Origin of the sequence: Acinetobacter sp. YH12126, assembly GCF_013418745.1 — a bacterium.
GTDB classification, from domain to species: domain Bacteria; phylum Pseudomonadota; class Gammaproteobacteria; order Pseudomonadales; family Moraxellaceae; genus Acinetobacter; species Acinetobacter amyesii.
On record NZ_VPBM01000012.1, the window covers coordinates 59,128 to 73,440 of the forward strand.

Annotated in this window: 8 protein-coding genes and 1 pseudogene; all 9 read left to right on the forward strand. The window is 42.1% G+C overall.

All coding sequences use genetic code 11. From position 1 onward, the window contains the following. Positions 1 to 159 precede the first annotated feature (159 nt). Complete coding sequence (locus tag FTU62_RS10310; RefSeq protein ID WP_111884450.1) at positions 160 to 2,982, forward strand: 2-oxoglutarate dehydrogenase E1 component; 2,823 nt, start codon at positions 160 to 162, stop codon at positions 2,980 to 2,982. A 16-nt stretch (positions 2,983 to 2,998) separates the two neighbouring features. Further along, the gene (gene odhB / locus FTU62_RS10315; RefSeq protein WP_078192990.1) at positions 2,999 to 4,216 is read left to right on the forward strand and encodes a 2-oxoglutarate dehydrogenase complex dihydrolipoyllysine-residue succinyltransferase; all 1,218 of its coding nucleotides are present in this window, start codon (positions 2,999 to 3,001) and stop codon (positions 4,214 to 4,216) included. 60 nt (positions 4,217 to 4,276) lie between these two features. Beyond that, positions 4,277 to 5,707 (forward strand): dihydrolipoyl dehydrogenase, encoded by a 1,431-nt coding sequence (lpdA, locus tag FTU62_RS10320; RefSeq protein WP_180102603.1) that lies wholly within the window; start codon positions 4,277 to 4,279, stop codon positions 5,705 to 5,707. 180 nt (positions 5,708 to 5,887) lie between these two features. Beyond that, positions 5,888 to 7,054 carry an ADP-forming succinate--CoA ligase subunit beta gene (gene sucC / locus FTU62_RS10325; protein WP_180102604.1) on the forward strand — a complete coding sequence of 389 codons (1,167 nt, stop codon included), beginning with the start codon at positions 5,888 to 5,890 and terminating at the stop codon, positions 7,052 to 7,054. Positions 7,055 to 7,067: 13 nt separating this feature from the next. Continuing rightward, the gene (sucD, locus tag FTU62_RS10330; protein ID WP_180102605.1) at positions 7,068 to 7,958 is read left to right on the forward strand and encodes a succinate--CoA ligase subunit alpha; all 891 of its coding nucleotides are present in this window, start codon (positions 7,068 to 7,070) and stop codon (positions 7,956 to 7,958) included. A gap of 231 nt (positions 7,959 to 8,189) precedes the next feature. Next, a complete protein-coding gene (pgaA, locus tag FTU62_RS10335; RefSeq protein WP_180102606.1) occupies positions 8,190 to 10,646 on the forward strand; it encodes a poly-beta-1,6 N-acetyl-D-glucosamine export porin PgaA in 2,457 nt (818 codons plus the stop codon). Positions 10,647 to 10,765: 119 nt separating this feature from the next. Then, positions 10,766 to 12,512, forward strand: a pseudogene (pgaB, locus tag FTU62_RS10340) (poly-beta-1,6-N-acetyl-D-glucosamine N-deacetylase PgaB). After that, positions 12,512 to 13,783, forward strand: coding sequence for a poly-beta-1,6-N-acetyl-D-glucosamine synthase (pgaC, locus tag FTU62_RS10345; protein ID WP_180079070.1), 1,272 nt, complete (start codon positions 12,512 to 12,514; stop codon positions 13,781 to 13,783). Before pgaB ends, pgaC begins: the two are co-directional and overlap by 1 nt. After that, complete coding sequence (pgaD, locus tag FTU62_RS10350) at positions 13,770 to 14,282, forward strand: poly-beta-1,6-N-acetyl-D-glucosamine biosynthesis protein PgaD (RefSeq protein ID WP_180102607.1); 513 nt, start codon at positions 13,770 to 13,772, stop codon at positions 14,280 to 14,282. Before pgaC ends, pgaD begins: the two co-directional genes overlap by 14 nt. Positions 14,283 to 14,313: the final 31 nt, after the last annotated feature.

Below are 14,313 nucleotides of genomic sequence, written 5' to 3' on the forward strand. Positions count from 1 at the left end.
ATTGTTCATTAATCACATTGGGTAATCCTAATGTAGTGATAACGCCTCAAGGCTTAAGCCTAATGGGGACTAATGTCATATTACCAATTTGACATTACTAATCATGGGTTCGCTTAAAAAGCATCCTGAAATGTTTTGCAATAGGAAATGGGTCCACAAATGCAAGAAGTTGCTGACGCACTGCGTCTTGACACTGAACTTAGCGCTGACAGTGCAGCGTATATTGAAGAACTTTATGAGCAGTATCTAACGGCTCCAGACTCAGTAGAGGCTGATTGGCGTGAATACTTCGATAAATTCCCGAAAGGTGATCAACCACACAGCAATGTACGTGAGCAATTCCTATTATTAGGCCGTAATTCAAGCCGTGTTCAGCCAGTAGTGCAAAGTGCAGTAAGTTCTGAGCATGAACGCCGTCAAATCGGTGTATTACAGTTGATCGCTGCATACCGTAACCGTGGTCATCAAAACGCAAAATTAGATCCACTTGGTCTTGCAAAACGTGAAATCGTGCCTGATCTAGATCTTGCTGCGCACGGTCTAACTCAGTCTGACTTAGATACTGTATTTAATACAGGTAACCTTGCAATCGGTAAGTCTGAAGCAACACTTGGTGAAATGGTTCAAGCAATGGAAGCAACTTATACTGCTTCGATTGGTGTTGAATACATGCACATTGTTGATACAAAAGAAAAACGTTGGATTCAACAACGCCTTGAAGGTACTCGTGGTCAATTTGGCTACACTGCAGACCAGAAAAAACATATCCTTGAACGTCTAACTGCAGCTGAAGGCCTAGAAAAATACCTTGGTAACAAATTCGTTGGTGCGAAACGTTTCGGTGTTGAAGGTGGTGAATCTTTCATTCCTATGGTGAATGAACTTATTCAACGCGCAGGTTCAGTAGGCTGTAAAGAAGTGGTTATCGGTATGCCTCACCGTGGCCGTTTAAACCTTCTTGTAAACATCATGGGTAAAAACCCAGCTGATCTATTTGGTGAGTTCGAAGGTAAATCTCTGCATAAAAAAGGCTCTGGTGACGTTAAATACCACCAAGGTTTCTCTTCAAACGTAATGACTCCGGGTGGCGAAGTTCACTTGGCATTAGCGTTTAACCCATCACACTTAGAAATCGTTGGACCTGTAGTAGAAGGTTCTGTACGCGCACGTCAAGTACGTCGTAAAGATATCGGTGGTGATGATGTATTACCAATCATCGTTCACGGTGATGCTGCATTTGCAGGTCAAGGTGTAAACCAAGAAACTTTCCAAATGTCACAAACTCGCGGTTATACCGTGGGTGGCACAGTTCATATCGTCGTGAACAACCAAGTTGGTTTCACAACGTCTGACCCACGTGATGCGCGTTCTACAGAATACTGTACTGACATCGCGAAAATGATCCAAGCACCGATCTTCCATGTGAACGGTGATGATCCTGAATCTGTATTATTTGTCTCTCAATTGGCACACGATTTCCGTCATACATTCCGTAAAGACGTTGTAATCGATATGTTCTGCTACCGTCGTCGTGGTCATAACGAAGCTGACGAGCCAGCTGCAACTCAGCCAATGATGTATCAAATCATCAATAAAAAAGCGACTACACGTACGCTTTATGCTGACAAGCTTGTACAAGAAGGTGTTCTTGATCGTGCTTCTGCTGATGCAATGGTTGAACAGTATCGTTCTGACCTTGAAGCAGGTAAACACGTTGCAAATGCGTTGGTACTTGAGCCAAATACAAAAATGTTTGTGGACTGGAAACCTTACTTAGGCCACGAATACACAGACAAATGGGATACCACTTTCCCAATCGAACGTCTAAAAGAGCTTGGTGCGAAAATGCGCGAGCTTCCAGAAGGCTTCGTGATGCAACGTCAGGTTGCTAAAGTGATTGATGACCGTCTGAAAATGCAGACTGGTGAAATGCCATTGAACTGGGGTGCTGCTGAAACATTAGCTTACGCGTCTCTTCTAGATGAAGGTTTCCTTGTTCGTTTAACAGGTGAAGACGTAGGTCGTGGTACATTCTCACACCGTCATGCAAAACTTCATAACCAAGTAGATGGTTCAACTTACATTCCATTATGTAACTTGAAAGAAAACCAACCACGTACAGCTATTTATGACTCATTATTGTCAGAAATGGCGGTTCTTGCATTCGAATACGGTTATGCAACGACTCTTCCGAAGAGCCTTGTCATTTGGGAAGCGCAATTTGGTGACTTCGCAAACTGTGCACAGGTTGTAATCGATCAGTTCATCGCGTCTGGCGAAACTAAGTGGGAACGCGTATGCGGTCTGACTATGCTTCTTCCACATGGCTTTGAAGGTCAAGGTCCTGAGCATTCATCAGCTCGTTTAGAGCGTTTCTTACAGCTATGTGCTGAAGAAAACATGCAAGTGATCACACCGACTACACCAGCGCAGATTTACCATGCGATGCGTCGTCAAGCACTTCGTCCAATCCGTAAACCAATGATCGTGACTTCACCGAAGTCTCTTCTTCGTCACAAACTTGCAACGTCTACTTTAGAAGAACTTGCAAATGGTTCATTCCAAACTGTGATCGATGAAATTGACAATATCAACAAGTCAGACGTAACTCGTCTAGTGCTTTGTGGTGGTAAGGTTTACTACGACTTACTTGAAAAACGTCGTGAAAAAGAATTGAACAACACAGCAATCGTTCGTATTGAACAATTGTATCCGTATCCAGAAGCACGTCTTGCTGAAGTTCTGGCACAATATCCAAACGTTAAAGAATTGGTTTGGGCTCAAGAAGAACCGAAGAACCAAGGTGCATGGTTATTCATCGCTCCGCGTCTCTATGACGACGTGATGAAAGCGGGCAAACAAGTTCGTATAAGTTATGCAGGTCGTGAAGCTTCTGCTGCACCGGCTTGTGGTTCACCATATTTGCACGCAAAACAACAAGCTCAGCTCGTAAATGATGCTTTAGCTATCGTAGCTGAATAACAGGAGATTCTTAATAATGGCAACCGAAATTAAAGCACCGGTATTCCCAGAGTCAGTTGCTGACGGTACAGTTGCAACTTGGCACAAACAACCAGGTGAAGCAGTATCACGTGACGAAGTGATTTGTGATATTGAAACAGATAAAGTTGTTTTAGAAGTTGTAGCTCCTGCTGACGGTACGATTTCTGCAATCGTTAAAAACGAAGGCGATACAGTTTTATCGAACGAAGTGATTGCGACTTTTGAAGAAGGTGCTGCTTCTGGCGCTGCTCAAACTCAAGCTGTTCAATCAGAAGAGAAAGTAGAACAAGCTGCTGCGCAAACTCAAGCGGGCGCTGCTCCTGTTGTTGAACGTGCTCAACCTGTTGCTGATCAAGCTCCTGCAGTGCGTAAAGCATTGACTGAGTCTGGCATTGCTGCTGCTGACGTTGCTGGCACTGGCCGTGGCGGTCGCATCACTAAAGAAGATGTTGCAAACCATCAAGCTAAACCAGCTGCTCCTGCTGCTGCGCCATTAAGCGTTGCTGTTGGTGAACGTATCGAAAAACGTGTTCCTATGACTCGTCTTCGTAAGCGTGTTGCTGAACGTTTACTTGCTGCAACTCAAGAAACTGCAATGTTGACTACGTTCAACGAAGTAAACATGAAGCCAATCATGGAAATGCGTGCGCAATACAAAGATGCTTTTGAAAAGCGTCATGGTGCACGTCTTGGCTTCATGTCATTCTTCGTTAAAGCGGCAACTGAAGCACTTAAACGCTACCCAGCTGTAAACGCTTCAATTGATGGCAATGACATCGTTTACCACGGTTTCTACGACATCGGTGTTGCTGTATCAAGCGACCGTGGTCTAGTAGTTCCAGTTCTTCGTGATACTGACCGCATGAACTATGCTGAAGTTGAAAATGGTATCCGTGCATACGCTGGTAAAGCGCGTGATGGTAAATTGGGTATCGAAGATATGACTGGCGGTACATTCACTATTACTAATGGTGGTACTTTCGGTTCTTTGCTTTCTACACCTATCTTAAATACGCCACAAACTGCGATTTTGGGTATGCATAAAATCCAAGAACGTCCTATGGCTGTAAATGGTCAAGTTGAAATCTTGCCAATGATGTACTTAGCGCTTTCTTATGACCACCGTCTAATCGATGGTAAAGAAGCAGTAGGTTTCCTTGTAACAATCAAAGAATTGTTAGAAGAACCAGCTAAGCTAATCCTTGATCTTTAATACTTCAGAATAATGCAATGGGCTTAGAGCGATCCTCTAAGCCCATTTTTGGAGATACACATGTCTCAATTTGATTTAGTTGTTATTGGTGGCGGTCCTGGTGGTTATGAAGCTGCTATCCGCGCTGCTCAATTAGGCTTTAAAGTAGCTTGTATTGAAAAACGTATTCATAAAGGTAAACCATCTTTAGGTGGTACTTGCTTAAACGTGGGTTGTATCCCATCTAAAGCATTACTTGATTCATCTCACCGCTATGAAGATACTGTTCATCACTTAGATGACCACGGTATTACAACTGGTGAAGTGAAATTTGATCTTGCAAAACTGCTTGATCGTAAAGACAAAATTGTTAACCAATTGACGATGGGTATTGATGGCCTACTTAAAGGCAACGGTATCGAATGGTTAAAAGGTACAGGTAAATTACTTGCAGGTAAGAAAGTTGAGTTTGTATCTCACGAAGGTGAAACTCAAATTTTAGAACCTAAATATGTAATCCTTGCATCGGGTTCTGTGCCAGTAAATATTCCAGTTGCTCCTGTAGATCAAGACATTATTGTTGACTCTACTGGTGCGCTTGAGTTCCCAGAAGTGCCTAAACGTCTTGGTGTTATTGGCGCGGGTGTTATTGGTCTAGAGCTGGGTTCTGTTTGGCGTCGTCTTGGTGCGGAAGTTGTTGTATTTGAAGCAATGGATGCATTCTTGCCAATGGCTGATAAAGCTTTGGCGAAAGATTACCTAAAAGTATTGACTAAACAAGGTCTTGATATCCGTGTTGGCGCGAAAGTTGCTGGTACAGAAGTGAATGGCCGTGAAGTTACTGTTAAGTACACTCAAGGCGGCGAAGACAAAACTCAAACTTTCGATAAATTGATCGTTTGTGTGGGCCGTAAAGCATATGCAGAAGGTTTATTGGCTGAAGATTCAGGCATTAAACTCACTGAGCGCGGTCTAGTTGAAGTAAACGATTGGTGTGCAACTTCAGTTGAAGGTGTATATGCAATTGGTGACTTGGTACGTGGTCCAATGCTTGCACATAAAGCAATGGAAGAAGGCGTAATGGCTGTTGAGCGTATCCACGGTCATGCAGCTCAAGTGAACTATGACACTATCATCTCTGTAATTTACACACACCCAGAAGCGGCGTGGGTTGGTTTAACAGAAGAGCAAGCGAAAGAAAAAGGCCACGAAGTTAAAACAGGTCAATTTGGTTTCGCTGCAAATGGTCGTGCAATGGCTGCTGGTGAAAACGCAGGCTTTGTTAAGTTTGTTGCTGATGCGAAGACAGATCGTCTACTCGGTATGCACGTGATTGGACCTGCTGCGTCTGACATCGTACACCAAGGCATGATCGCACTTGAGTTCGTATCAAGTGTTGAAGACCTACAGTTAATGACTTTCGGTCACCCGACATTCTCTGAAGTCGTTCACGAAGCTGCACTTGCAGTCGATGGACGTGCAATTCACGCGATTCAGCGTAAACGTAAATAAGATGTAAAAAGAGCGGCTTAGGCCGCTCTTTTTTGTTTCAGATGGTTGTTTTAATTTGAATAATCATCTAAAAATAAAGATAAGAAATATTTTAAGATTTAAAAAGGTTAAAGCTGCTTTGACGGATGTCTGGGCTTTAATGGGTCATAACAAAGCGAAGAAAGAGTAAAAGGTTGTTCAATGAATCTACACGAATATCAAGCTAAAGCGTTATTAAAAAAATATGGTATGCCAGTCCAAGAAGGCGTATTTGTAACTACCGCAGAAGAAGCAGTCAAAGCTTTTGAGCAACTGGGTGGTAAGTTTGCGGTACTCAAAGCCCAAGTGCATGCAGGTGGTCGTGGTAAAGCAGGCGGCGTTAAAGTCGTAAAATCTGCACAAGAAGCCACTGATTATGTGAACCAAATGGTCGGCTCACGCTTAGTCACTTATCAAACAGATGCATTAGGTCAACCCGTCAGCGGTATTTTGGTATCTGAAGATGTTTATCCAGTAGAGCGTGAATTGTACCTAGGTGCTGTAGTTGACCGTTCTAGCCGTCGTGTGACCTTTATGGCATCGACTGAAGGCGGTGTTGAAATTGAGAAAGTTGCAGAAGAAACGCCTGAAAAAATTATTAAAGTTGAAGTAGATCCTCTAGTGGGATTGTTACCATTCCAAGCACGTGAAGTGGCGTTTGCTTTAAACCTAAAAGATGGTCAAGTGAATCAATTTGTCAAAATCATGTCTGCGGCTTATCAAGCATTCATTGAAAATGATTTTGCTTTATTTGAAATTAACCCGTTATCCGTACGTGAAAATGGCGAGATTTTATGTGTGGATGCAAAAATTGGTATCGACTCAAATGCTTTATATCGCTTACCAGAAATCGCAGCACTACGCGATAAAACGCAAGAAAATGAGCGTGAGCTGAAAGCCTCTGAGTTTGATCTGAACTATGTTGCCTTAGAAGGTAATATTGGCTGTATGGTGAATGGTGCTGGTCTAGCGATGGCAACCATGGACATCATCAAGCTATATGGTGGTCAACCTGCAAACTTCCTAGATGTCGGAGGCGGCGCGACCAAAGAACGCGTAATTGAAGCCTTTAAAATCATTTTGGCAGATACATCTGTACAAGGTGTATTAATTAATATTTTTGGTGGGATTGTACGTTGTGACATGATTGCTGAAGCAATTATTGCAGCGGTTCAAGAAGTAAATGTGACTGTACCTGTGGTTGTTCGTTTAGAAGGGAACAATGCAGAGTTGGGTGCAAAATTACTTGATGAATCAGGTTTGAAATTGATTTCTGCAAATGGCTTGGCTGATGCTGCAGAAAAAATTGTTGCTGCGGTAAAAGGCTAAGGGAGTAGAGATCATGAGCGTATTAGTAAATAAAGACACAAAAGTTTTAGTTCAAGGTTTTACCGGTAAAAACGGCACATTCCATTCAGAACAATCGATTGCTTATGGCACTAAAGTTGTTGGCGGTGTAACACCGGGCAAGGGCGGCACACAACACTTAAACTTACCCGTTTTTAATACCATGAAAGAAGCGGTACGTGAAACAGGTGCAACGGCAACTTCTATTTATGTACCTGCACCTTTCGTACTAGATTCAATTATTGAGTCTATAGATGCAGGTGTTGAGCTGATCGTTGTGATTACGGAAGGTGTACCGACACTTGATATGCTAAAAGCCAAACGTTACCTAGAAACCTATGGTAACAATGCACGTCTAATTGGTCCGAACTGTCCAGGGATTATTACTCCGGGTGAATGTAAGATCGGTATTATGCCGGGGCATATTCATCAACCGGGTAAAATCGGCATTATCTCGCGTTCAGGGACTCTGACCTATGAAGCTGTAGCGCAAACCACGAAGCTGGGTCTAGGTCAGTCGACGTGTATCGGTATTGGGGGAGATCCAATTCCGGGCATGAACCAAATTGATTGCTTAAAGCTGTTCCAAGACGACCCGCAAACTGAAGCGATCATCATGATTGGTGAGATTGGTGGTACAGCAGAAGAAGAAGCGGCTGAATATATCCAGTCGAATGTAACTAAGCCTGTTGTCGGTTATATCGCGGGTGTGACTGCACCAAAAGGTAAACGTATGGGACATGCAGGCGCAATCATTTCGGGTGGTAAAGGCACAGCAGAAGAGAAATTCGCTGCTTTTGAAAAAGCCGGAATGGCCTATACCCGTAGTCCTGCTGAATTAGGCTCGACTATGTACGAAGTTTTAAAGTCTAAAGGTCTTGCTTAGTTACGGTAATTTTCTGTTAATAAAAACCCCTCAAATGAGGGGTTTTTTATTTTTATTTAATAATAGTGGCTGAATAGTAAAGAAAATTTATAAAATCAGCATATTCTCATTCATTATTAACACTTTGGTATGAATAATTAACCAAATTTAATCGGTCAAAATATGACATAATGTGAAACACATCACATTAATTTAATTTGATGAATAATTACTCTTCTAACGTGAATAATCATGATTTATAAATCTTATTTATCTCGTCTATGTTTCTTGTCGATTTTTTCGAGCCTTCCTACGGTTGTATTTGCAGTTGATAATATTGATCAGCAAAGAGAACAAAGTGTTGCGGATATCCGTGTCGGTAAATTGGATCAGGGATTTAACCAATTACAAGTTTTATTAGCGCAACATCCTGATAATCAGAAGCTCATTGCAGATTACACGCTCCTGCGTTATGCAAATGCAACCTTTAGCTCTACAGATATGGCCTACTTGGCGAAGATTAGTCCAACGACGTTTCCAGATTATGGCAAAGTCAGTGTCATCAAAGCTTTACGTGATCTTAAACAATATGATCAAGCCTTACAGTGGGCACAAAAATTTTATCAGCAGGATCAATCGGAACAGTGGTTGATTTGGCAGGGTGTGTTGCTGGCAGAATCAGGTCAAAAAGATCAAGCAAAACAAAAACTGGCAAATCTCAACTTACAGTCGCTTGGTGCAGATTATCTTTCGCAATTGGCCTATGCCTATCGATTATTGGATATGCCTGCTGAATCTCTCAATGCAGCGAAATATGCGCTAGAAAAACAGCCAAATACTGATACCCAAGAACAGTATATATTGGCTCTATTGCAAAATAGCGATTTTGCCACTGCGCAAAGCTATATTCAGGCCAATGGACTCAATAGTTCTAAGCCAGTGTTGCAACATTTGCTCAAGATGAATGAGTTCTCACAGCGTATCCAACAAGGCATTCAAGCCTCAAAAAATGCGTTTGATATGAAGCGTGGGGCAACGGCATTTGAACCACTAGATCGTGTTCTGGCTGAAATGAGTGCTTATGAAGGCTCACTTCCTGCAGATGAAGCCAGTAAACGTAAATTTTACTATGAATATATCTATGCCTTAAATGCACGTAATGCTTCAAAGCATGCATTGGCACAAGTAGAAAAAACAGGTCAAACAGCTAAAGAAATGCCTGCTTATGTACGACATGCTTTAGCAGACAGTTATTTAAAATTACGTCAACCTGAAAAAGCTGAGCCTTTATATCAGAGTTTATTTGCTGAAAAAAATTATGCGGACTATAACGTCTATGCTGGTTTGTACTATAGCTTGATCGAACAAGAAAAATTTAAACAAGCCAATCAGTTAATCGACACCATGGACAAACAGTTGCCGACCTTTGTTTATAGTAATGCGAAAGGAGTGGATAAGGCGCCACACGATGATCGTACTGAATTTATTGCGTTGAAGGGATTGAACTTTGCTTATCGCAATGAACATGAAAAAGCTGAACGTTACTTTAATGACTTAACCGCAAAGGCTCCCGGCAATATCGGGTATCAAAATAATTTGGCATTAATTCAACGTTGGCGTGAAAAACCAGAGCAGTCCCAGCATACTTTGGCGCAGCAGAATAGCTTAGAGCCCATTTCACAGGGAACGCAACTTAACCGCATGCAGAATTTCCAAGCCTTGAGTCAAATTCAAGCTTGGCGTGAACTCAATCAATATATGGTCAGTCATGTCGGTGATGATACGGGCGTAAAACAAAGTAAAAAAGAATTGGATGATCGGAATCGTGCGTCAATTCAACATCAAAGTACCTTTGCGAAAAGTGAGTCTGATGATCCTCGTGTACAAAATCGCCTGAAAGGTTCACGTGAACAGGAAAACTGGACGCGTATCAATAGCCCATGGTTTTACGATAATTATCGACTCTTTGCAGACCATAGCAATCGTTGGTCGAAGTATGAGTCTGGCAAATTAAAAGACCAGCGGATTGGCATGGGTTTGGAGTGGGCTTCGGATCGTAAAGCTGCATCTGCATTATTCTCTCAAAGCACCGATGGCGACCGTTTTGGTGTGCAATTGGATTGGTCACATTGGCTGAATGATCATTGGAACTATGCATTGGGTTATGACAGCCAAGCGGATATTCCATTGCAATCTTTGGCACAGGATCATGAAGGGCAGGCATATCGTTTTGCACTGAACTGGCAACAAAATGAATCACGTAAAGCAGGTGCAAGTTATCAATTGACCGATATTGATGATGGCAATCTACGCCAAGAACTGTCAGGGTATTTTAAACAGCAATTCCAACAATCTCCGCATCATATTTCTGCGGCAACACTGCGTGGTTATTACGGAAAAAATGATTCGGTTGATGTGCCTTATTTTAACCCCGAACATAGCTATAGCGCTGAAGTGACATTGGAACATGATTGGATGACATGGCGTGATTATGAACGTCATTTTAACCAGCACTTTGCAGCAACGATCGGTACATTCGGACAAAAAGGCTACTCAAGTCGTCCGATTTATAATTTGTATTATCAACATGATTGGCAGCTCTCACGCACGTGGAAACTGAACTACGGCATAGGTTGGGGTTCACATCCGTATGACGGAAAAGATGAAGATCGTAGTTATGCAGTTGTTGGTTTTGAGGGGCGCTTCTAATGAAAAATACATTATTACACCGCATGTTGAAGCAAAGCTTAGTTCTAGCTGTAACTTTGCCCATCGGTACGACATATCTGTTTGCTGACAATAATGTGCCAGAAACTGCAAATTTGGCGATGCCTGAACTTGATGAAAGTACAGCACATAACCAATTTGTAACGCTGACCTTTCATGATGTTCGAGATGATGTTGCCAAACGTGGTGACCGAGATGTCTATGCGATTAGTACGCAAAATCTTGGGCAATATTTTGCGTGGATTAAACGAGAAGGTTGGCAGCCCATTCGTTTAGAAGATGTCATGCAGGCGCGTTTACAAAAGAAAAAGTTACCTGAAAAGGCGCTGTTATTAACTTTTGATGATGGTGCGCTAAGTAGTTATAGCAAAGTCTTTCCATTGTTAAAGCAATATCAATTTCCTGCAGTTTTTGCTATTCCAACCAGTTGGATTAATGGCAATACCAAAGATGCTTATGAAGCTTATGGTGTGGGTAATTTGATGAATTGGGATCAAATGCGGGAAATGCAAAAGTCGGGATATGCCGAATTTGTATCGCATTCGGATGATCTGCATCATGGTATTTTGGCAAACCCACAAAAAAATATGGAACCTGCTGCGATTACACGTCAGTATTTTCCAGCTCAAAATCGTTATGAAACCGATGCTGAGTTTGAGCAGCGTATTGTGCAAGATTTGAAGAAATCTAAACAAGAACTTGATCGTCAACTGGGTATTCATAGTATGGCGATCTTCTGGCCATACGGTGCAGTTACACCAGAAATTGAGGGATATGCACGTAAAGCGGGACTGCCCATGTCGTTTAGCTTGGGTAACGTGGTCAGTCAGGCAGATTCGGTGCATACCTATCAGCGTGCCCTGATTATGGATAACCCAACACCAGAGTTTATCCATCAAAATATGGAAGACTTTATCGTTGAAGCTCGCGCGCCCTATAAACAGCGTAAAACATTCCTGAATTTTAATTTGGCTGAATTACAAGCGCCAACGGCTGAGCAATCAGATCAGAAATTGGGGACATTATTAGACCAAGTCAATGCGTTAAAAACCAATACATTGCTTTTAAATGCCGCAGTTGATCATGATGGTGACGGTAAAATTGATGCCTTATTTTTCCCAAATTCAAAACTGCCGATGCAGCAAGATTTACTGAATCGTACCGTATGGCAAGCTCGTACACGAATTGGTAATCGAGTCTATGCACAGCTCCCAATCAGTTTTGGAGTTACAGCAGGGGATTAATTTGGCAGACCTAACGGCAGATCTATTGAAAAACAATAGTTCGCTAGAAGGTTTAATTATTAACACCGGTAATAGCTTGGACTGTGCAATTCATTCAGCTCAGTGGTCAACCGCATGTACTGAGCAAGTACAAAAAATCATTGCGATTAAAGAGCGTAGTAAGGCGCAAGCACATTTTTATTCCAATATTAGTAATGACAACCAAACCGCGCTCAAGGTGAATTTAACTGGACATCAGTTTTCTGGATTAAAACCGTTGGTGACTCGTGTCTTAACAGCGTCGGACTTTCTGTATTTAAGTATTAACCCAGGTCAGCATCCGCAAAGTTTTAAAGCTTTTATGTCCGCATTGAAGACTTTGAATACAGAGCAAAAGCAACGCTTGATTGTCAGTTTAGATATCAATCCAAAAATGAGCGAGAAAGATTGGACACAGTATCAGCAAAACTATCAGGCTTTGCGCGCAGCGTCGGTACAAAAAATCGGACTGAATAATTATCAGCTTCAGGATGGCGAACGCGTTCAACATCACCTATATCAAAGCATCAGCTTGAATGGCAGTCCACTGACTTACCGTGATCCGTATATACAAGGAGGTCAGTAATGCAAGAATGGGAACTGAGTTTTAACGATCTGTTTTTTGCCTTTGCTTTCCTATATCCCTTATTTATGGCGTGGATTTGGATTGCTGGAGGCGTGTGGTTCTACTTAAAGCGTGAATGGAAACAACCTGAACTTCCCGTGCCAACCGTACACGGTTGTAGCATCATTGTGCCTTGCTTTAATGAAGAAGCACAGGTACGTGACACGATTCGATATGCGATGCAGAGCCAATATCCAAATTTTGAAGTGATAGCGGTGAATGATGGAAGTAAAGATCGAACCGCTGAAATTCTAGACCAATTGGTACTCGAATATCCTAAATTGCGTGTGGTGCATTTGGCTGAGAATCAGGGTAAAGCGTATGCATTACGTGCAGGCGCGATGGTCAGCCAATTTGAATACTTGATTTGTATTGATGGTGATGCATTATTGCACCCGCATTCGGCACTTTGGATGATGCATCATCTGACCAGTTTCCCACGCGTGGGCGCTGTAACGGGTAATCCACGTATTGTGAACCGTTCAAGCATCTTGGGTAAAATTCAGGTCGGTGAATTTTCTTCGATTATTGGCTTAATCAAGCGCTCTCAAAGAACCTATGGTCGTATTTTTACAGTGTCGGGTGCAATTGCAGGTTTCAGAAAAACTGCACTAGACCGCATTGGTTATTGGCGTGATGACATGATCACAGAAGATATTGATGTGTCATGGCGTTTGCAGTTCGATCATTGGGATTTGCACTATGTACCGCAAGCCCTTTGCTATATCTATATGCCAGAAACCTTTAATGGACTTTGGAAACAACGTTTACGTTGGGCTCAAGGCGGCATCGAAGTACTATTTGCCTATTTACCTAAAATATTTAAATGGCGTTTACGTCGGATGTGGCCGATTGCATTCGAATCTATCATTAGCGTGATCTGGGCCTATGTCATGTTCAGTATTTTTGTCTTGTATTTTTATGGTCTATTTTTCTCATTACCGGGTGAGTGGGCGATCCAATCACTATTACCTCAATGGTATGGGGTGATTTTAGGTGTAACCTGTTTATTCCAGTTCCTCGTGAGTTTATGGATCGATCGCGCTTACGACAAAAAACGCTTACTGCGAAATTATTTTTGGGTGATTTGGTATCCCTTATTTTTCTGGATTTTAGCCATGCTGACCACGGTCGTTGCTTTGCCAAAGACTATTTTCAAAACCCAAAAGCGTGCGCGTTGGGTCAGTCCAGACCGTGGATTTAGAGGGGAGGAAAACAATGAACCAAGTTAATTTACAAAATCAGAAGCCAGTTGCAAATTCAGATTTTAAAATTATTCAAGATGAATCATTGCTTGAATTACCTGAATATATTGATAAACCTGAATACGTCAAACGCAAGTCAGCAGGCTATGGTCTGATGGCAGTCGGGTGGATGCTTTGGATGTGGTTGTTTTTACCGCTATTAACCCTTGTGTTTTGGTGGTTTGAAGGCACGGTGGTGTATTCACAGGTTATGGATCAGTCCCAACCGATGACCAGTCTATCGATCATGAAATTGATTTTCTCAATCGGAATCTTTATTTGCTGTCTATTTGTTTGGGCAAGTTATAACTGGATGCGTTTTCATGGGGAAGATCGTAGAAAGGCGCCAGAGAATGCTCAAGATGAAGATTTGGCGAAAAGCTTTCACGTAAAAGCCAGTGATATAGCCACGATGCGAGAATCAAAAAATATCACCTTGCACTATACGGATGAAGGTCAATTAGAACACTATAAAATCAACAGCTAATCAGCGTTCTTCATCAGATCTAGAATCCTAG

Coding starts and splice junctions, on each gene's coding strand:
- FTU62_RS10310 (WP_111884450.1), top strand. CDS start 160: ATGCAAGAAGTTGCTGACGCACTGCGTCTTGACACTGAACTTAGCGCT.
- odhB (WP_078192990.1), top strand. CDS start 2,999: ATGGCAACCGAAATTAAAGCACCGGTATTCCCAGAGTCAGTTGCTGAC.
- lpdA (WP_180102603.1), top strand. CDS start 4,277: ATGTCTCAATTTGATTTAGTTGTTATTGGTGGCGGTCCTGGTGGTTAT.
- sucC (WP_180102604.1), top strand. CDS start 5,888: ATGAATCTACACGAATATCAAGCTAAAGCGTTATTAAAAAAATATGGT.
- sucD (WP_180102605.1), top strand. CDS start 7,068: ATGAGCGTATTAGTAAATAAAGACACAAAAGTTTTAGTTCAAGGTTTT.
- pgaA (WP_180102606.1), top strand. CDS start 8,190: ATGATTTATAAATCTTATTTATCTCGTCTATGTTTCTTGTCGATTTTT.
- pgaC (WP_180079070.1), top strand. CDS start 12,512: ATGCAAGAATGGGAACTGAGTTTTAACGATCTGTTTTTTGCCTTTGCT.
- pgaD (WP_180102607.1), top strand. CDS start 13,770: ATGAACCAAGTTAATTTACAAAATCAGAAGCCAGTTGCAAATTCAGAT.